This window comes from Streptomyces sp. NPDC127108 (genome assembly GCF_042677545.1).
Lineage (GTDB): Bacteria > Actinomycetota > Actinomycetes > Streptomycetales > Streptomycetaceae > Streptomyces.
Map to the genome: position 1 here is coordinate 75,997 of NZ_JBHXTE010000013.1, position 18,202 is coordinate 94,198.

Consider the following 18,202-nt stretch of genomic DNA (forward strand, 5'->3'; position numbering starts at 1 on the left):
CCCGCCCCCCACCCGCATTTGATCTTGATTGGTCGCCTCTGCTCGGAAACGTGCCCGCAAAGTGCCTGCTCGGACCGATGTGGGCGGTGATGACCACGCGGCCGCGGCGACTGCCGGGACCGGAGCCGGACCGGAGCCGGACCGGAGGCGGACCAGGGCCGGGACCAAAGTCCGTTTCCGCGGTTCCCGGCGTCTCCCGGCACTCCCTCGGCAACCAACCACGCTGGTGGAGCGTCTTCCCTCCGAACAAAGGTCCGTCGCGGGTCCGATTCCGGCCGCCGGGAGGCGCAAGATCGTCGGACGGTGCCCCGTTCGGCGGCACTACAGTGGGTCGGAACGCTGTACCGGACGACGGGGCGGCGAAGAGCACACCAGCACCGCAGGACGCGGAGCGGCGCCACCGCGCAGCGGGGCGGCACCACCGCACCGCGGGACCACAGACCAGCCAGATCAGCAGGGAGCGCATGACGTGCGGCCGGTAGGCAGCAAGTACCTGCTCGAGGAGCCGCTCGGGCGCGGCGCCACGGGCACCGTCTGGCGAGCCCGCCAGCGGGAGACCGCGGGCGCCGAGGCGGCCGTTCCCGGCCAGCCCGGCGAGACCGTCGCGATCAAGGTCCTCAAGGAGGAGCTGGCCAACGACCCGGACGTGGTGATGCGCTTCCTGAGGGAGCGCTCCGTCCTGCTCAGGCTGACGCACCCGAACATCGTGCGCACCCGCGACCTGGTCGTCGAGGGCGATCTGCTCGCCCTGGTCATGGACCTCGTCGAGGGCCCCGACCTGCACAAGTACCTGCGCGAGAACGGCCCGTTCACGCCGGCCGCGGCGGCGCTCCTCACCGCCCAGATCGCCGACGCGCTCGCCGCGAGCCACGCCGACGGCGTCGTGCACCGCGATCTGAAGCCCGCGAACGTCCTGGTCAAGCAGGACGCGAGCGGCATGCACCCGATGCTCACGGACTTCGGCATCGCCCGCCTCGCTGACTCCCCGGGCCTGACCCGCACCCAGGAGTTCGTCGGCACGCCCGCGTACGTCGCGCCGGAGTCCGCCGAGGGCCGCCCGCAGACGAGCGCCGTCGACATCTACGGCGCGGGCATCCTGCTGTACGAGCTGGTCACGGGCCGTCCCCCGTTCGCCGGGGGCTCCGCCCTCGAAGTGCTGCACCAGCACCTGAGCGCCGAGCCGCGCCGCCCCTCGACCGTGCCCGACCCGCTGTGGACGGTCATCGAGCGCTGCCTCAGCAAGGACCCCGACCGCCGCCCCAGCGCCGAGAACCTCGCGCGCGGCCTGCGCGCCGTCGCCGACGGCATCGGGGTGCACGCCAGCGCCGCGCAGATCGCCGCCGCGGAGGGCGTGGCCGCCCTGCTCGCCCCGGACCCGGCGCCCGCCCCGGTGCCGGACACCCCGGGCGCGGCCGACCCCACCCAGGTGCTCCCGAACACCAACGCGGGCGGGTACGACCCGGCCGCCGCCACCAGCGTCCTGCCGCACACCGGCGGCCCCCAGGGCCCGAACGCCGACCCCACGGCCGTCATGCCGCCGGTGGGCCCCGGCCAGCCGGGCGGCAACCCCGACGAGCCGCACCCCTGGCAGAACCAGATGCGCGCGGCCCGCGACCGCAACGACCAGACGCAGGTGCAGTACCTGGACCCGAGCCAGGACCCGCTGCGCCGCCGCCCGCAGCGCCAGGTGGCCCGCCCGCAGCAGCCCCAGCAGCCGCAGCCGTACGCCCCGCAGCACCAGCCGCAGCCGTACCAGCCGCCGCAGCAGCCGCGCCAGATGCAGCCGCAGCCCCAGCCGTACGCGCCCCAGCCGCAGCCGTACCAGCCGCCGCCTCAGCAGCCCGCCCCGCCGCCGCAGCCCGCGGCCCCGGAGCCGCGCCGCCAGCGGCAGCCGAACCCGAACCGGACCCGGATCCCCGGCCTCGGCTGCCTCAAGGGCTGCCTGGTCGTGCTCGTGATCCTGTTCATCGCGAGCTGGCTGGTCTGGGAGCTGAGCCCGCTCCAGGACTGGATCGGCACGACGAAGAGCTACTGGGACCAGATCAAGGACGTCTACAACACGGTGTCCGACTGGTCGGGCAAGATCAACGGGAACTGAGCGGTACCGAGCGGGAACTGAGAAAAGGCCGGGTTCGGGAGCCGAACCCGGCCGACTCTGTGGATTTGTCGACTCCTGCGGGGTGATTTCCCGTGCGGATGTGATGGTTGGTGCCCTGGCCGCGTAGTTTTGGGCCAACACACATCCGTAGGAGCAGTCTTGGGACGGAAGATCGGCAGCCGGTACACGGCCCACCAGATTCTGGGACGGGGCAGCGCCGGCACGGTGTGGCTCGGCGAAGGCCCCGAGGGTCCCGTCGCCATCAAGCTGCTGCGCGAGGACCTGGCGTCCGACCAGGAACTCGTCGGCCGCTTCGTCCAGGAGCGCACGGCGCTGCTCAGCCTCGACCACGCGCGCGTGGTGGGCGTCCACGACCTGGTGGTCGACGGCAACGACCTCGCCCTGGTGATGGACCTCGTACGGGGCACCGATCTGCGCACGCGCCTGGAGCGCGAGCGCAGGCTCGCCCCCGAGGCCGCCGTCGCGATCGTCGCGGACGTCGCCGACGCGCTCGCCGCGGCGCACGCGGCGGGGATCGTGCACCGGGACGTGAAGCCCGAGAACGTCCTCCTCGACATGCAGGGCCCCCTCGGCCCCGCCGGGGCGCACCCGGCGCTCCTCACCGACTTCGGCGTCGCCAAGCTCATCGACTCGCCGCGCCGCACCCGCGCCACGAAGATCATCGGCACCCCGGACTACCTGGCCCCGGAGATCATCGAGGGCCTGCCCCCGCGCGCGGCCGTCGACATCTACGCCCTCGCCACCGTCCTGTACGAGCTGCTCGCGGGCTTCACGCCGTTCGGCGGCGGCCACCCCGGAGCCGTCCTGCGGCGCCACGTCACCGAGACCGTGGTCCCGCTGCCCGGCATCCCCGACGAGCTGTGGCAGCTCATGGTCCAGTGCCTGGCCAAGGCCCCGGCCTCCCGCCTGCGCGCCTCCGAGCTGGGCGCCCGGCTGCGCGAGCAGCTGCCCCTGCTCGCGGGCATCCCGCCCCTGGACGTCGACGAGCCGGAGGCGGAGCCCGCCGACGAGCCGTACGAGGACACGTCCCCGGAGCCGCGCGAGAAGCCCCCGCGGCGCGGAGCCGTCCCCCTCGTCCCCGGCGCGGCACCCGCGGACGCCAACCGCGACACCCACACCTCCATGCGCGTCCCCGCCCCCGACGAGCTGGCCGGCGGCGCCCGGGGCACGGCCCGCGCCCCCCGCGCCACGGGCACCGTCCGCCCCGGCTCGGCCCGCCACAGGGCCTCGGCCAAGCGCCGCCGGGTCACGCTCGGCGTGGTGGGCGTCGTCCTCGCCGCGGCGGTGGGCGGGGGCGCCTGGTACGCCACGTCCGGGGACGACAGCGACCCCGCGACCCCCGACAACAGGAACTCGGCGCCGCCGGTCCCGTAGGCCCCCGGGGCCGCCGCCGGGGGAAGACTGCTTGCCGTAGCCGTTACGCTGGTGTGGTGGCAGTCGTCGACGTATCCGAAGAGCTCAAGTCCCTCTCCTCGACCATGGAGTCGATCGAGGCCGTCCTGGACCTCGACAAGCTGAGGGCAGACATCGCCGTGCTCGAGGAGCAGGCGGCCGCGCCGTCCCTCTGGGACGACCCGGACGAGGCGCAGAAGATCACCAGCAAGCTGAGCCACCTCCAGGCGGAGGTGCGCAAGGCCGAGTCGCTGCGCGGGCGAATCGACGATCTGGGCGTGCTCTTCGAGATGGCCGAGGAGGAGGACGACCCGGACACCCGCGCGGAGGCCGAGTCGGAGCTCACGGCGGTCAAGAAGGCGCTGGACGAGATGGAGGTCCGCACCCTCCTGTCCGGGGAGTACGACGCCCGTGAGGCGGTCGTCACCATCCGCGCGGAGGCCGGCGGCGTGGACGCCTCCGACTTCGCCGAGAAGCTCCAGCGGATGTACCTGCGCTGGGCGGAGCGCCTCGGCTACAAGACCGAGCTGTACGAGACGTCGTACGCGGAAGAGGCCGGCATCAAGTCGACCACCTTCGCCGTGCAGGCGCCGTACGCCTACGGCACGCTCTCCGTGGAGCAGGGCACGCACCGTCTGGTGCGCATCTCGCCGTTCGACAACCAGGGCCGCCGCCAGACGTCCTTCGCGGGTGTCGAGGTCCTCCCGGTGGTCGAGCAGACGGACCACATCGAGATCGACGAGAGCGAGCTGCGCGTCGACGTGTACCGCTCCTCGGGCCCCGGCGGCCAGGGCGTGAACACGACCGACTCCGCGGTCCGCCTGACCCACCTGCCCACCGGCATCGTCGTCTCCTGCCAGAACGAGCGCTCGCAGATCCAGAACAAGGCGACCGCGATGAACGTCCTCCAGGCGAAGCTGCTCGAGCGCCGCCGCCAGGAGGAGCAGGCCAAGATGAACGCCCTCAAGGGCGACGGCGGCAACTCCTGGGGCAACCAGATGCGTTCGTACGTCCTGCACCCGTACCAAATGGTGAAGGACCTGCGCACGGAGTTCGAAGTCGGCAACCCCGAGGCCGTGTTCAACGGTGAGATCGACGGCTTCCTCGAGGCCGGAATTCGCTGGCGCAAGCAGCAGGAGAAGTAATTTCGACGCTTTGTCGACAAAGCTGAGCGAGGCAACTGTCGCCCCCAGGGCGGCAGTTGCCTTTGTTTATGGGGCCTCCCGGGCCGCCTGTGGGCTTCTTGCGCCTTTTACGTCACAGTCACATGTCCGTACGCCGGTCAACTGTCCCCATAACGGGCATCGCGCCCGCAACGACCTTGACGGTGGTTCGAAAACTGGAAAGGCTAGCGAGCGGTATGCGTATCTCCGGTGCGCGTGTGATCCGGGGGGCCGAACGAGAGTCACCCCGCGACCGCGGTCCGGGGCGCTGCCTCACTGACGATTCAGCTACTGGGGGTAGCAGCCAGATGACGAAGAAGACGCGGATCCGCGTCGCGCGGATAGCCGCCGGCGCAGTGATCGCCGCGGGCGCCTCGCTGACCGCCGCCGGCGCGGCCTCGGCCCTGGACGTCGGCGTCGAGCTCGGCGGGGCCGGTGCGAGCGCCTCCGCCGACGAGAACGGCATCGGCGTCGACGTCGACCTGCCGGGCGACGACGAGGACCCGGACGAGCCCACCAACCCGCCGGAGCCGACCGACGAGCCGACCGAGCCGACGGACCCGCCCACCGAGCCGACGGACCCGCCCACGGAGCCCACGGACCCGCCCACCGAGCCGACGGACCCGCCCACGGAGCCGACGGACCCGCCCACCGAGCCCTCGGACCCGCCCACCCAGCCCACCGACCCGGGTGACAACAACGGCACGGGCGGCGGCACCGGTGGCAACGGCGGCAACGACACCGACCCCGACGGCGGCGGCTCCAACCCCGCCGAGCAGGGCGGCAAGGACAGCCTGACCGACACCGGCTCCAAGCCGGTCGAGCGGGTCTCCGACACCGGCAGCGGCAAGAACGACGGCGAGCTCGCCGAGACGGGTGCCACCGAGACCACCTTCCTGATCATCGGTGCCGCCACCATGATCGCCGGTGGCATCGGCTTCCGCTTCCTGCCGCGCCTGGCCGGCAACCGCGGCGCCGCCGCCTGATCGGACGGGGCGCCCAGGGGGACGTGCGCCACGCGGCGCGTACGGAGACGTACGCGCCGTAGCGGGCGGCGCCTCCCGAGCACCTGGTGACAGCGGAAGGGCCCGGAGCCGCATCGGCTCCGGGCCCTTCTTGCGTGTCCGTGCTCGATGGCTACGGCGACTGCTGCGACGACTACGACGACTACGCGGTCTGGTGCGCCAGCAGGGCCATCGCCGTGATCAGCACCACCAGCAGCCCTATCAGGGCCGCGGGGCTGAGGCCGCCGAAGGGGCCCTCGTGCTGCATCCGCTCCCGGTTCGCCCGGCACACGGGGCAGCGGCCCTCGCTCACAGGCGCCGCGCAGTTCGCGCACACCAACCTGTCATAGGTCATGCGCTTCTCCTCCCGCACAGTCTCAGCCTGCCCAACGCTCGGGGAACCTCAACCGTTCCCCCTACCACTGTGCCAGCTTCCGCGGAATTCGGCGCGGCCCGCCGCCCGGCCCCGGCCGACGCCCGCCCCGCCCCGTCCGCGCGAGGCCGCCCCCGTATCCTCGGGCGCCCCATTTGTTCCGGGTCGGATCCGCAACAAACCGCGCAACTCAGGACGCCGACTGCGCGGCCCCTTCCGGTTCGCGTATGGTCACGCTCACCTACCCCCGGCTACCCGTGGTGCATCCGTGATCCGATTCGACAATGTGTCCAAGGCCTATCCGAAGCAGAACCGCCCGGCCCTCCGCGATGTGTCGCTGGAGATCGAGAAGGGCGAGTTCGTCTTCCTGGTGGGGTCATCCGGCTCCGGAAAGTCGACCTTCCTGCGGCTGATCCTCCGCGAGGAGCGCACCAGCCACGGCCAGGTGCACGTCCTGGGCAAGGACCTGGCCCGGCTCTCCAACTGGAAGGTGCCGCACATGCGCCGCCAGCTGGGCACCGTCTTCCAGGACTTCCGCCTCCTGCCGAACAAGACCGTCGCCGAGAACGTGGCCTTCGCCCAGGAGGTCATCGGCAAGTCGCGCGGCGAGATCCGCAAGTCCGTGCCCCAGGTCCTCGACCTCGTCGGCCTCGGCGGCAAGGAGGACCGGATGCCCGGCGAGCTGTCCGGCGGTGAGCAGCAGCGCGTGGCCATCGCGCGGGCCTTCGTCAACCGGCCGAAGCTGCTGATCGCCGACGAGCCCACGGGCAACCTCGACCCGCAGACCTCGGTCGGCATCATGAAGCTCCTCGACCGCATCAACCGGACCGGCACCACCGTCGTGATGGCCACCCACGACCAGCAGATCGTGGACCAGATGCGCAAGCGCGTCATCGAGCTGGAGAAGGGCCGCCTGGTCCGAGACCAGTCCCGCGGCGTCTACGGCTACCAGCACTGACCCGGCCGTCGGCGCGCGCCCGCCGCCCCCGCCGCACCGCTCCCCCTGATCCATTGAAAGGCCGCCATGCGCGCCCAGTTCGTCCTGTCGGAGATCGGCGTCGGTCTCCGCCGCAATCTCACGATGACCTTCGCGGTCGTCGTCTCCGTAGCGCTCTCGCTCGCCCTCTTCGGGGGCTCGCTGCTCATGCGCGACCAGGTGAGCACGATGAAGGGCTACTGGTACGACAAGGTCAACGTCTCGATCTTCCTGTGCAACAAGGCGGACGCCGAGCAGGACCCCAAGTGCGCCAAGGGCGCCGTCACGAACGAGCAGAAGGACCGGATCCTCACCGACCTGAAGAAGATGCCGGTCGTCGACACGGTCCAGCACGAGACGGCGGACCAGGCGTACAAGCACTACAAGGAGCAGTTCGGCGACTCCCCGCTGTCCAGCTCGCTGACGCCGGACCAGATGCAGGAGTCGTACCGCATCAAGCTGAAGGACCCGGAGAAGTACCAGGTGGTCGCGACCGCCTTCTCCGGGCGGGACGGCGTGCAGTCCGTGGAGGACCAGAAGGGCGTCCTGGACAACCTCTTCGAGCTGCTCAACGGCATGAACTGGGCGGCGCTCGCGGTGATGGCGCTGATGCTCGTCGTCGCGCTGATGCTGATCGTCAACACGGTGCGCGTATCGGCGTTCAGCCGTCGCCGTGAAACCGGGATCATGCGGCTCGTCGGCGCGTCCAGCTTCTACATCCAGATGCCGTTCATCCTGGAGGCCGCGGTCGCCGGACTGATCGGCGGCGGGCTCGCGTGCGGATTCCTGCTCCTCGGCCGGTACTTCATCATCGACCACGGCCTTGAGTTGTCCGAGAAGCTCAACCTGATCAACTTCATCGGCTGGGACGCGGTGCTCGCGAAGCTGCCGCTGGTGCTCGCCATCGGCCTGCTGATGCCCGCGCTCGCCGCCTTCTTCGCCCTGCGCAAGTACCTGAAGGTGTGAGACGGCAGGCATCTCCCGCTCCTTCGGGTGTGAGGAGTGCCTCGGGCGCCGTGCGGTCAACCGGCCGTGCGGCGCCCCTCGTTGTCCTAGACTCACCGACATGTCAGGCCCTGATTGGCACGCCGAGCCCCGCCGCATCCGCCGCGGGGCGGCCCTGACGTTGGTCTTCGCAAGCGTCCTCGCCACCGGTGCGGCCACCGGATCCTGGTCCGAGGGCGCCGAGGAAGGCCGGAACAAGGCAGTTCCCTCGACCCGCTCGGTCTCCGCCACCCGCGACGTGCGGGACTCCGATCCCGCCGGCCCCGTCGATCCCGCCGACCGCGACCCCGCCGACGAGGCCGCCGAAGCCGCCGCCGAGGCGATGGCCGACGGCAAGTCCGGCAAGAAGGCCGCCGAGGACGTGGTCAGCCGCAGCGGCGACCGCTGGGCGTCGGTCTACTCCCAGGGGGAGTACCGCGAGTTCGAGCAGTCCCTCGACGGCGCCTACACCGGCGTCGGCCTGTGGGCCAGGCGCGAGGCCGACGGCAGGATCGAGGTGTCCCGGGTGCAGCGCGGCGGGCCCGCCGACCGGGCCGGCATCCACGAGGGCGACAAGCTCACCGCCATCGACGGCAAGGACGTCACCGGCCGCCCCGTCACCGACGTCGTGTCCCTGCTGCGCGGCACCCGCGCGAACACCCCGGTCACCCTCGGCCTCAAGCGCGGCACGCGCGCGTGGACCGAGACCCTGCGCCGCGCCCGCCTCTCCACGGACTCCGTGACCGTCACCCGGCTCCCCGGCGGCGCCGTGATGATCAAGGTCGCGGCGTTCACGAAGGGCTCCGGGGAAGCCGTGCGCAGGGCGGTGCGCCGGGCCCCCGCGGGCGCCGGGATCCTCCTGGACCTGCGCGGCAACTCCGGCGGCCTGGTCTCCGAGGCCACCACGGCCTCCTCCGCGGTCCTGGACGGCGGCCTCGTCGCGACGTACGACGTCCGCGGCAAGCAGCGCGCCCTCCACGCCGAGCAGGGCGGGGACACCACCAGACCCGTGGTCGCGCTCGTCGACGGCGGCACGATGAGCGCGGCCGAGCTGCTCACCGGGGCCCTCCAGGACCGCGGCCGCGCGGTCGTCGTGGGCTCCAGGACGTTCGGCAAGGGCTCGGTGCAGCAGCCGAGCAGGCTGCCGGACGGCTCCGTCGCCGAGCTGACCGTCGGGCACTACCGCACCCCTTCGGGGAAGGCGGTCGACGGCCGGGGCATCACGCCCGACCTGGTGGTCGAGGACGGTGCCCAGGAGCGGGCCGAGAAAGTATTGACTGGCCTCGGGCCCCCCTCGTAGTGCGAAAATGGCGGGACTATGGCGAAGGAAAAGGTAAAGCGCAAGGCCGCCAAGGCCAACGAGAAGGCCCCCGCCCGGAAGATGGTCGCGCAGAACAAGAAGGCGCGGCACGACTACCACATCCTGGACACCTACGAGTGCGGCCTCGTCCTGATGGGCACCGAGGTCAAGTCGCTGCGCCTCGGCCGGGCCTCCCTGGTGGACGGCTTCGTGCACATCGACGGCGGCGAGGCGTGGCTGCACAACATCCACGTCCCCGAGTACGTGCAGGGCACCTGGACCAACCACTCCGCCACGCGCAAGCGCAAGCTGCTGCTGCACCGCGCGGAGATCGACAAGCTGGAGTCGAAGTCCCAGGAGACGGGTCACACGATCGTGCCCCTCGCCCTGTACTTCAAGGACAGCCGGGTCAAGGTCGAGATCGCCCTCGCCAAGGGCAAGAAGGAGTACGACAAGCGGCAGACGCTGCGGGAGAAGCAGGACACCCGCGAGACGAACCGGGCGATCTCGGCGGCCAGGCGGCGGCAGGGGATCGGCTAGCGAGACCCTTGTGCGGGACCGGCTGTCCCAAGCCCGCGGGAATAGGCTGGCACGGGTCAGCGTTGGTCACGTACGATGGCTCATGCCTCTCCTGAAGAGGTGAGTGCCCTCCTCGGAGGGTTTGAAAAATCAACATGGGGATGATCGGTTTCGACAGCGGATGTCGAAGCAGGGGAAGCGTGTCGAGGAAGCGGCAATGATCTCGTTAACCATATGTCGCAACCAATAATCGCCAACACCAAGCGCGATTCCTTCGCCCTCGCTGCCTAAGTAGCGACTTGCGAAGTGTCAGCCCGGGGCTGTTCCCGACCCGGATCCTGGCATCAGCTAGGGAACTAAACTTCTAGACCCGGTCACGGGGTCTGGGAGGAAATCAAACAGTGACTGAGCCCGTCGGAGACTTGTCCACGAGATCTCCGGGGCTGAGAAAATCGCAGTGGACTGCACACGGAGAAGCCCTGATTCTGCACCGTTGGACGCGGGTTCGATTCCCGCCATCTCCACGAAGTCGACAGGCGACGTGTGCCCGCGGACAGCGCGGGCCACGTCGCCTTCGTCGTTTCTGCGCGGCTGCGCCGCGCGTCGCGGGGGCTCTGCCACCCGCACCCCCCGACGTGGGTGCGGCTGGGCCACGCGGCATACGTGACCGGTGTGGGGTCTGTCGCCGCGCGGTGGCTTCGGGGATGCTCCAGGGTCATGAGAAGACCCGTGAGACGCGTCAACCACCGCATGCGCCACTGGATCTGGCCCGCCGTTCTCGGCCTCGCCGTGGCCACCCTCTCTTTCGGCTCCCTCAGTGCCCCGGCCGGGGCCGACTCCGAGCGGAGCGGGCTGCCCGAAGCCATCGACACCATCCTCGGCGACCCCCGCATGGAGGGTGGCGCGGCCAGCGTCGTGGTCGCCGACGCGGAGTCCGGCGACATCCTCTACCAGCATCTGCCCAGCGGGCGCCTCATGCCCGCCTCCAACACCAAGATGCTCACCTCCGCCGCCGCCCTGGAACTGCTCGGCCCCGACCACCGGTTCCGCACCGACGTGCTCGCCGCGGGCGACCGGCACGGACCCGTCCTCAAGGGCGACCTGTACCTGCGCGGCACCGGCGACCCGACGACGCTCGCCAAGGACTACGACAAGCTGGCCGCGGACATCGCCGCCAAGGGCATCAAGCGCGTCTCCGGGCGGCTCGTCGCCGACGACACCCGCTTCGACGACCGACGCCAGGGCGACACCTGGGGCGCCGACGACGAGTCCTCGTACTACGCCGCGCAGATCTCCGCGCTGAGCGTCGCCCCCGACACGGACTACGACACGGGCACCGTCATCGTCGAGGTGGCGCCGGGCGCCGCCGCCGGGGACAAGCCGCGCGTCACCGTGACCCCGAAGACCGACTACGTAGACATCGATCTGCGCGCCAAGACGGTCGCCGCGGGCGGTGGCGACACCATCGCCGTCGAGCGGCAGCACGGCAACAACACGATCACCGTCACCGGCAACGTGCCCGTCGGCGGCTCCACCACCAAGGAGTGGATCACCGTCTGGGAGCCGACCCGGTACGCCGCCGCGATCTTCCGGGACGCGCTGGCCGCCCACGGCGTGAAGGTGAGCGGACCGACCCGGGCCGGGATCGCGACCCCCGCGGGGGCGCGCGAGCTGGCCTCGCACGACTCCATGCAGCTCAGGGACCTGCTGATCCCGTTCATGAAGCTGTCCAACAACATGCACGCCGAATCCCTGACGAAGGCCATGGGGCACAAGGCGACCGGGCGGCCGGGCAACTGGCCCGACGGCATCACGGCGATCGGCGGCTACCTGAAGACCGCCGGGGTCGACCCGGGCAAGCTGCGCCAGGTCGACGGCTCCGGGCTCTCCCGCAAGGACAACGTCGCCGCCGACCAGTTCATCAAGCTGCTCCGCTCGGCCAAGGGCGAGCCGTGGTTCGCCGACTGGTACCGGTCCCTGCCGGTGGCGTGCGACCCGGACAAGTTCGACGGCGGTACGTTGCGCACCCGCATGTGTGGCACACCGGCGGCGCTCAACGTGCACGCCAAGACCGGGTCGCTGACCGGCGCGTCCGCCCTCTCCGGGTACGTGACCGACGCGGGCGGCCGCGAGCTGGTCTTCAGCATCGTCCTCAACAACTACCTGGCCTCGTCGGTGAAGGCCCTGGAGGACGCGATCGTCGTCACCCTCGCCAAGTCCGACGAGGACAAGGCCGTCCTGGTCAGGCCTCGTACGGAGCGCGGGGCCGATCGGAGCGGCGACCTCGAGTGCTCGTGGCGCAAGCCCGCGCGGTGCTGAGCAGCAGCGCGCACAGCGCCGCGGCGACCGGCACGGCGTAGGCGGCGGCGGGGTCCATGTGCTCCGCCGTCCAGCCGCCGCCCGCGGCGCCGCACGCGATGCCCCCGAGGAGCCCGGTCACGGCGAGGGTCATGGCCTCGTTCAACTGCCCCTCGGGGGCGTACCGCTGCACCAGCGTCATGCCCGTCACCATCGTCGGGGCGGTCGCCATCCCGGCCACCAGGAGCGCCCCGGCGAGCACGACGAGCGAACCCGTCGTCGCCACGGCGAGCAGCGGCAGCGTCATCAGGGCCGCCATCGCCACGCCGCACAGGACGTGCCGGCGGTCCGGGGAGCCCTTCGGCCGCAGCGCTCCGTAGACGAGCCCCGCCACGCACGAACCAGCGGCCTGCAGCGCCAGGACGACGCCCGCGGCCGCCTTGTGGCCCCGCTCGTCCGCGTAGGCGATGGTCGCGACCTCCATGGCGCCGAAGACGGCCCCGGTCGCGAGGAACACGACCAGGAGAGCGGGCATCCCGCGGGTGCGCAGCGGGGACCTGGCCCTCGGTGTCTCGTCCGTACGCTCCTGGACCGGGGGTTCCGTCGTGCGCTGCGCGGCGAAGAGCAGGACGCCCGTCAGCAGAAGCACGGCGCCCACGAGGGTGCCCGCCTGCGGGAAGAGCGCCCCGCACAGGAACGCCGCGAGCACCGGGCCGAGCATGAAGCAGAGCTCGTCCGCCGCCTGCTCGAAGGAGTTGGCGGTGTGCAGCGCGTCCGGTTCGCCCTTCAGCAGGTGCGACCAGCGCGCCCGCGACATGCCCCCGGTGTTCGGGGTCGTGGCCGTCGCCGCGTACGAGGCGAACAGCGTCCAGTCCGGCGCCCCGAAGCGCACACAGAGCAGCAGCGACAGCGAGCCGAGCACGGCAAGGACCGTGGCGGGCACGGCGACCCTGGCCTGCCCGTACCGGTCGACCATGCGGGCCGTCCAGGGCGCCACGACGGCGGTCGCGGCGAGCCCGGTGGCGGTGACGGCACCCGCGAGTGCGTAGGAGTCACGGGCCCCCGCGATCATGATCACGGCGCTCACGCTGAACATGCCCATGGGCAGTCGGGCGATGAGGTTGCCGACGGTGAAGGCGGTGGCGCCGGGTATCGCGAAGAGGCGGGCGTAGGGGTTGCGGGGCCGGTGGGTACGCGCGCGTGGGGTTCGTTTCGGCGGGGTGGTGGGGGTGGCGGACGTGGTGGGGGAGTCGGCAGGGGCCTCGGGCATGGCTTGAGCCTCGCCGCCGCGCGTGGGTGTGGTCCAACACCTTCTGGAGGGCGATTCACGCGCCTGGGTTGTAAATTCACGGGATGACCGAACCGTCGTCCGGAGGGCCGCCCCTGCCCGCGTCCGGGCCCACGCCCGCTGCTCCGCCGCCCGCCGTCCCCCGTGACGTGGACCCCCGTCTCCTGCGCGCCTTCCTCGCCGTGGCCGAGGAGCTGCACTTCACCCGGGCCGCCGCCCGTCTGTACGTGGCCCAGCAGGCCCTGAGCCGGGACGTGCGGCGGCTCGAACGGGAGCTGGCGGTCGACCTGTTCGCGCGGTCGACGCGGCAGGTGGCGCTGACCGCCGAGGGCGAGCGGCTGCTGCCGTACGCGCGCCGGGTCCTCGCGGCGCACGACGATCTTTCAGCCGCCTTCGCGCGCGGCGGCGCGACCACGGCGCTCCGGCCGCTGCTCGTCGACATCAACAGCCCCGGCCTGGTCTTCGGCCGGATCCTGGACCGGGCCCGGGAACTGGCGCCGCAGTGCGAGCTGATGGCCCGCTTCGAGAGCGGTCTGACCGGCGCCGCCGCCGAGATCGCGGCGGGGCGTCTCGACGCGTCGTTCGGCCGCTTCGCCGGACTGCCCGAGGCCGTACGCGCCGGACTCGACCAACAGCCCGTACGGTACGAGCCGATGGCGGTGCTGCTCCCCGTCGACCACCCGCTGGCGGAGCTCGACGCGGTGCCGCTCGACCGGCTCGCGGGCGAGCGCGTCTACGCGGGCGCGGGCAACGAACGCACCCCGGAGTGGACGGATCTGGCCCGCCGCCTCTTCGACGGCCGCGGCATCGAGGTCGCGCCGCCCGCACCGCTCGCCGTCGGCCCCGAGGAGTTCGCGCGGATCATGGCGAAGCACCGCAACCCCGTGCTCGCCGTCGTCGGCTTCCCCGAACTGCCCGGCAGTGTGCTGCGGCCGCTCGTCGACCCCGTACCGCTGTCGCCGGTGTCGCTCGTGTGGCGCCGCGGTCTGCGGCACCCCGGCCTCGACGCGCTGCGGCGTGCCGCGGCCGAACTGGCGGCGGAGGAAGACTGGCTGGACAGACCGGCGGACGGATGGATTCCGGCCACCGATGCACTCATCATGATGATTCAGGACTGACGTAAAACCACGGTTGTCAGCGGCGTGCGCTACATTCGGCTTCCGGGTGCAGTGTGATAAAGGGGGGCGCCTGGATCGGGTGGGGTTCCGATCCGGACGACGAGTGCCCGGTGAGTCGTACGCGCCCGCATCATGACCCGTGGGGGGTGTGCGTACGCATGGAGAACTGGCGAGAAAACGGCTCATCTAGGCCCACCGAAGGTCATTTCGGGCCCGATGGCGGACTGCCGGAGTGGTCGGGCGGACTGCCCGCGCCGACGCACGACCCGAACGAGGTCACCGTCCAGATCGACGGCGTCGGTCGGTGCCTTGCGGGGGAGTACGGCGGCTCGGCGGCCGGTGGCACCCGCGTCATGCAGGGGTTTTCAGACACCCGGAGCGTGGCCGATACACCGGTGTTCGTCGACGAGACGGGTCGCAGGAGCCGACGGTATCGCCGGATCGGCGCGGTCGTGGGCCTTCTCTGCGCGGGGTACGCCGTGGTCATGGCCGGGACGCTCGTCTCGGGCAACTCCAGCGCGCCCTGGCTGCCGGTGCCCGACCCCAAGGACGAGCAGCCCGCGAGCCAGGTCGACACCCCTGAGCTGCCGACGGAGTCGGCTGCCGGGCCGACGGCACCTGCCTCCGGAGGTGCCGGGCCGAAGTCGCCTTCCGCTTCCGCTTCTGGCTCCGCTTCCGGTTCCGGTTCTGTTTCCGCGGGCACGTCCATGGACTCGCGGGCCGGTGAGGACGGGGCGCCGGGCGCGGGCGGTGGGTCGGGGCGCTCCATACCGGGGTCACGGGGTGGTGACGCGGCGCGCGGGTCCGAGGGTTCCTCCGGGGCGCGGCCGGCGCCCGAAAGCGGCGGCGAGGCCGGCCTGCACCCGACCGGGGGCGGCGGCACGGACGGCTCGACGGCGCCCGGCGACGACGCCACGCCTCCCGGTCCGGACCCGGACCCCGGTCCCGCCGAGGAGACCGGCCCGCCCGCGGCTTCGCCCACGCGGACGCCGGACGGCGCTAGTGGCGGCGCCGAGGGAGAGGGTGGCGCCGGGGCGGACGCGGGCGGGGACGCGGGGGCCGAGGCGCGGGCCGTGTCCGACGGGCGGGTCCAGGAGGACGAGGCTGCTGGGGGCGTACGAGCATGAACTTCCGTTCCGGCGGGCGCGGGTCGGCCGAGGGCGCCCTAGCGCCTGCCCCCGCTCCAGCCCCCACCTCCACTCACGCTGCCACTCCCACTCCCACTCCCAATCCCGCTCCCACTTCTGCTTCCGCTCCTGGTGAAGCCCGAGGCCCCGCGCGTCATCGCGGGCGCGGGCGTGGACGCACCACCGCGCGCCCCCGCCGGCACCTGCGCCCCCGCCTCCCGATGCGCTACCTCCTGCCCGCACTCCTCCTCGTGGCCCTGAGCGCGATGCTGATGCTGCGCGGTTACGTACACAGCGAGATCCAGGCCGACCACCGGGTGCGCCCGCCCGCGGCCACGGACCAGGTGCCCGAGGAGATCCTCCAGGGCGGCCCGGTCATCGACACGCGCGGCGGGCGGACGCAGTCGCTGAGCGTCCCCGACCACCGCATGGTGCTGACCTTCGACGACGGCCCCGACCCGAAGTGGACCCCCAAGGTCCTCGACGTACTCGCCGAACACGACGCGCACGCCGTCTTCTTCGTCACCGGCACGATGGCCTCGCGCCACCCCGGCCTGGTGCGCCGCATGGTCGACGAGGGCCACGAGGTGGGCCTGCACACCTTCAACCACCCGGACCTGTCCTACCAGTCGAAGGAACGCGTCGACCGGGAGCTGTCGCAGAGCCAGCTGGCGCTCGCGGGCGCGGCGGGCATCCGTACGTCCCTGTTCCGGCCGCCGTACTCCTCGTTCGCCGACGCCATGGACAACAACTCCTGGCCGGTCGCCCGGCACATCGGCAGCCGCGGCTACCTCACGGTGGTCACCGACACCGACAGCGAGGACTGGAAGCGCCCCGGTGCCGACGAGATCGTCCGCCGCGTCACACCCGCCGACGGCAAGGGCGCCGTCGTCCTGATGCACGACTCGGGCGGCGACCGCTCCCAGACCGTCGCCGCGCTCGACCGCCTCATCCCCCGACTCGCCCAGCAGGGCTACGAGTTCACCAACCTCACCGAGGCCCTGGGCACCGGCGCGACCGGCGCGCACGCGCGCGTGACGGGCTTCGAACTGTGGCGCGGCAAGGCCTGGGTCCTCCTGGTCGGCGCCGCGGAACACACCACCGACGTCCTGGTGATCGGCCTGGCCGTGGTCGGCGTCCTGGTCATCGCCCGCTTCGGCCTGATGCTGCTGCTCTCGGCGGCGCACGCGCGGCGGGTCCGGAGGCGGGACTTCCGCTGGGGCGATTCCCGTCGGGACGGCTCCCCTCAGGGCGATTCCCGCCGGGGCGGGGCGGCGGTGACGGAGCCGGTGTCGGTCCTCGTCCCCGCCTACAACGAGGCGAAGTGCATAGCGAACACCGTCCGTTCCCTCACGGCGAGCGACCACCCCATCGAGGTCATCGTCATCGACGACGGCTCCACGGACGGCACGGCCCGCACGGTCGAGGACCTCGGCCTGCCGAACGTACGCGTCGTACGGCAGCACAACGCGGGCAAGCCCGCCGCCCTCAACCGGGGTCTGGCCAACGCCCGGCACGACCTCGTCGTCATGATGGACGGCGACACGGTCTTCGAGGCGGCCACCGTCCGCGAACTGGTCCAGCCCTTCGCCGACCCGCGCGTGGGCGCCGTCGCGGGCAACGCGAAGGTGGGCAACAGGAACTCCCTCATCGGGGCCTGGCAGCACATCGAGTACGTGATGGGCTTCAACCTCGACCGCCGCATGTACGACGTGCTGCGCTGCATGCCGACCATCCCCGGCGCGGTGGGTGCCTTCCGGCGCGGCGCCCTGGAGCGCGTCGGCGGCATGAGCGACGAGACGCTCGCCGAGGACACCGACGTCACGATGGCGCTGCACCGCGACGGCTGGCGGGTCGTGTACGCGGAGCGGGCCCGTGCCTGGACCGAGGCGCCGGAGACCGTGCGGCAGCTGTGGTCCCAGCGCTACCGCTGGTCGTACGGCACGATGCAGGCGATCTGGAAGCACCGTCGCGCGCTCCTCGAGTCGGGCCCGTCCGGCCGCTTCGGCCGCGTCGGCCTGCCCCTGGTCTCCCTCTTCATGATCGTCGCGCCCCTCCTGGCCCCCCTCATCGACGTCTTCCTCCTCTACGGCCTGGTCTTCGGCCCCACCCTCCAGACCGCCCTCGCCTGGCTGGGCGTCCTCACCCTCCAGGCGGTCTGCGCGGCCTACGCCTTCCGTCTCGACCGCGAACCCCTGACCCACCTCGTCTCGCTCCCCCTCCAGCAACTCCTCTACCGCCAGCTCATGTACGTCGTCCTCCTCCAGTCCTGGATCACCGCCCTCACCGGCGGCCGCCTGCGCTGGCAGAAACTGCGCCGTACCGGGGCGGTGGGAGCGCCGCCACCACAGACGCACTGGGCGTGAATGGCAAGGCCCCGAACCGGCACAGGCCGGTAATCATCGCTCGGCGTTGTGCGACTGTTAGGCAACAACGTCCCGCACAGAGCTTCGATATGCCCACATCTGTCCCCGTGCTGGGCAAACCTCACTCTCGCTTCGCGCAGTGCCCCTGGATAGCGTGGGTTCACTCAAGTGAACC

At 71.8% G+C, this 18,202-nt stretch carries 14 protein-coding genes and 1 other RNA gene; 13 read left to right on the forward strand and 2 right to left on the reverse strand.

The genetic code is table 11. The features are described 5' to 3' along the window. The first annotated feature begins 469 nt into the window (after window positions 1-469). The 4 genes from ACFVHO_RS13290 to ACFVHO_RS13305 all read left to right on the forward strand — a co-directional run bounded on the left by ACFVHO_RS13290 (window position 470) and on the right by ACFVHO_RS13305 (window position 5,660). The gene (locus ACFVHO_RS13290) at window positions 470-2,098 is read left to right on the forward strand and encodes a serine/threonine-protein kinase (protein ID WP_385713063.1); all 1,629 of its coding nucleotides are present in this window, start codon (window positions 470-472) and stop codon (window positions 2,096-2,098) included. A 159-nt stretch (window positions 2,099-2,257) separates the two neighbouring features. Beyond that, window positions 2,258-3,493 (forward strand): serine/threonine-protein kinase, encoded by a 1,236-nt coding sequence (locus tag ACFVHO_RS13295; RefSeq protein WP_385713065.1) that lies wholly within the window; start codon window positions 2,258-2,260, stop codon window positions 3,491-3,493. Between the two features lie 56 nt (window positions 3,494-3,549). Beyond that, on the forward strand, window positions 3,550-4,656 hold the full coding sequence (gene prfB, locus ACFVHO_RS13300) for a peptide chain release factor 2 (protein ID WP_385713067.1): 1,107 nt from the start codon (window positions 3,550-3,552) through the stop codon (window positions 4,654-4,656). 326 nt (window positions 4,657-4,982) lie between these two features. Further along, window positions 4,983-5,660 carry a hypothetical protein gene (locus ACFVHO_RS13305; protein WP_385713069.1) on the forward strand — a complete coding sequence of 226 codons (678 nt, stop codon included), beginning with the start codon at window positions 4,983-4,985 and terminating at the stop codon, window positions 5,658-5,660. A gap of 181 nt (window positions 5,661-5,841) precedes the next feature. Here ACFVHO_RS13305 and ACFVHO_RS13310 read toward each other — a convergent pair whose 3' ends face one another. Further along, window positions 5,842-6,033 carry a hypothetical protein gene (locus ACFVHO_RS13310; RefSeq protein WP_030358418.1) on the reverse strand — a complete coding sequence of 64 codons (192 nt, stop codon included), beginning with the start codon at window positions 6,031-6,033 and terminating at the stop codon, window positions 5,842-5,844. A 286-nt stretch (window positions 6,034-6,319) separates the two neighbouring features. Here ACFVHO_RS13310 and ftsE point away from each other — a divergent pair, with 286 nt between their 5' ends. The 6 genes from ftsE to dacB all read left to right on the forward strand — a co-directional run bounded on the left by ftsE (window position 6,320) and on the right by dacB (window position 12,149). After that, the gene (gene ftsE, locus ACFVHO_RS13315) at window positions 6,320-7,009 is read left to right on the forward strand and encodes a cell division ATP-binding protein FtsE (RefSeq protein ID WP_016644946.1); all 690 of its coding nucleotides are present in this window, start codon (window positions 6,320-6,322) and stop codon (window positions 7,007-7,009) included. Between the two features lie 66 nt (window positions 7,010-7,075). Further along, window positions 7,076-7,993, forward strand: coding sequence for a permease-like cell division protein FtsX (gene ftsX / locus ACFVHO_RS13320; RefSeq protein ID WP_030358417.1), 918 nt, complete (start codon window positions 7,076-7,078; stop codon window positions 7,991-7,993). A 100-nt stretch (window positions 7,994-8,093) separates the two neighbouring features. After that, window positions 8,094-9,311 carry a S41 family peptidase gene (locus tag ACFVHO_RS13325; RefSeq protein WP_385713072.1) on the forward strand — a complete coding sequence of 406 codons (1,218 nt, stop codon included), beginning with the start codon at window positions 8,094-8,096 and terminating at the stop codon, window positions 9,309-9,311. 18 nt (window positions 9,312-9,329) lie between these two features. Then, window positions 9,330-9,851 (forward strand): SsrA-binding protein SmpB, encoded by a 522-nt coding sequence (gene smpB / locus ACFVHO_RS13330; RefSeq protein WP_385713074.1) that lies wholly within the window; start codon window positions 9,330-9,332, stop codon window positions 9,849-9,851. A gap of 136 nt (window positions 9,852-9,987) precedes the next feature. Beyond that, window positions 9,988-10,357, forward strand: a transfer-messenger RNA (tmRNA) gene (gene ssrA, locus ACFVHO_RS13335). Between the two features lie 190 nt (window positions 10,358-10,547). After that, on the forward strand, window positions 10,548-12,149 hold the full coding sequence (gene dacB, locus ACFVHO_RS13340) for a D-alanyl-D-alanine carboxypeptidase/D-alanyl-D-alanine-endopeptidase (protein ID WP_385713076.1): 1,602 nt from the start codon (window positions 10,548-10,550) through the stop codon (window positions 12,147-12,149). On the opposite strand, the gene ACFVHO_RS13345 is transcribed toward dacB, so the two are convergent. Beyond that, window positions 12,073-13,398, reverse strand: a complete 1,326-nt coding sequence (locus tag ACFVHO_RS13345; RefSeq protein WP_385713078.1) for an MFS transporter — start codon at window positions 13,396-13,398, stop codon at window positions 12,073-12,075. The two genes, dacB and ACFVHO_RS13345, sit on opposite strands and share 77 nt — an antisense overlap. A gap of 83 nt (window positions 13,399-13,481) precedes the next feature. Here ACFVHO_RS13345 and ACFVHO_RS13350 point away from each other — a divergent pair, with 83 nt between their 5' ends. The 3 genes from ACFVHO_RS13350 to ACFVHO_RS13360 all read left to right on the forward strand — a co-directional run bounded on the left by ACFVHO_RS13350 (window position 13,482) and on the right by ACFVHO_RS13360 (window position 18,027). Next, the gene (locus ACFVHO_RS13350) at window positions 13,482-14,534 is read left to right on the forward strand and encodes a LysR family transcriptional regulator (protein WP_385713080.1); all 1,053 of its coding nucleotides are present in this window, start codon (window positions 13,482-13,484) and stop codon (window positions 14,532-14,534) included. 158 nt (window positions 14,535-14,692) lie between these two features. Continuing rightward, window positions 14,693-15,661, forward strand: coding sequence for a translation initiation factor IF-2 (locus ACFVHO_RS13355; protein ID WP_385713082.1), 969 nt, complete (start codon window positions 14,693-14,695; stop codon window positions 15,659-15,661). A 221-nt stretch (window positions 15,662-15,882) separates the two neighbouring features. Beyond that, window positions 15,883-18,027 carry a glycosyltransferase gene (locus ACFVHO_RS13360; protein ID WP_385713084.1) on the forward strand — a complete coding sequence of 715 codons (2,145 nt, stop codon included), beginning with the start codon at window positions 15,883-15,885 and terminating at the stop codon, window positions 18,025-18,027. Window positions 18,028-18,202 lie beyond the last annotated feature (175 nt).

Bases quoted from the DNA above. Each gene is read 5' to 3' on its own strand.
- ACFVHO_RS13305 (WP_385713069.1), top strand. From the start codon at position 4,983: ATGACGAAGAAGACGCGGATCCGCGTCGCGCGGATAGCCGCCGGCGCA.
- ACFVHO_RS13310 (WP_030358418.1), bottom strand. From the start codon at position 6,033: ATGACCTATGACAGGTTGGTGTGCGCGAACTGCGCGGCGCCTGTGAGC.
- ftsX (WP_030358417.1), top strand. From the start codon at position 7,076: ATGCGCGCCCAGTTCGTCCTGTCGGAGATCGGCGTCGGTCTCCGCCGC.
- ACFVHO_RS13325 (WP_385713072.1), top strand. From the start codon at position 8,094: ATGTCAGGCCCTGATTGGCACGCCGAGCCCCGCCGCATCCGCCGCGGG.
- smpB (WP_385713074.1), top strand. From the start codon at position 9,330: ATGGCGAAGGAAAAGGTAAAGCGCAAGGCCGCCAAGGCCAACGAGAAG.
- dacB (WP_385713076.1), top strand. From the start codon at position 10,548: ATGAGAAGACCCGTGAGACGCGTCAACCACCGCATGCGCCACTGGATC.
- ACFVHO_RS13345 (WP_385713078.1), bottom strand. From the start codon at position 13,398: ATGCCCGAGGCCCCTGCCGACTCCCCCACCACGTCCGCCACCCCCACC.
- ACFVHO_RS13350 (WP_385713080.1), top strand. From the start codon at position 13,482: ATGACCGAACCGTCGTCCGGAGGGCCGCCCCTGCCCGCGTCCGGGCCC.
- ACFVHO_RS13355 (WP_385713082.1), top strand. From the start codon at position 14,693: ATGGAGAACTGGCGAGAAAACGGCTCATCTAGGCCCACCGAAGGTCAT.
- ACFVHO_RS13360 (WP_385713084.1), top strand. From the start codon at position 15,883: ATGCGCTACCTCCTGCCCGCACTCCTCCTCGTGGCCCTGAGCGCGATG.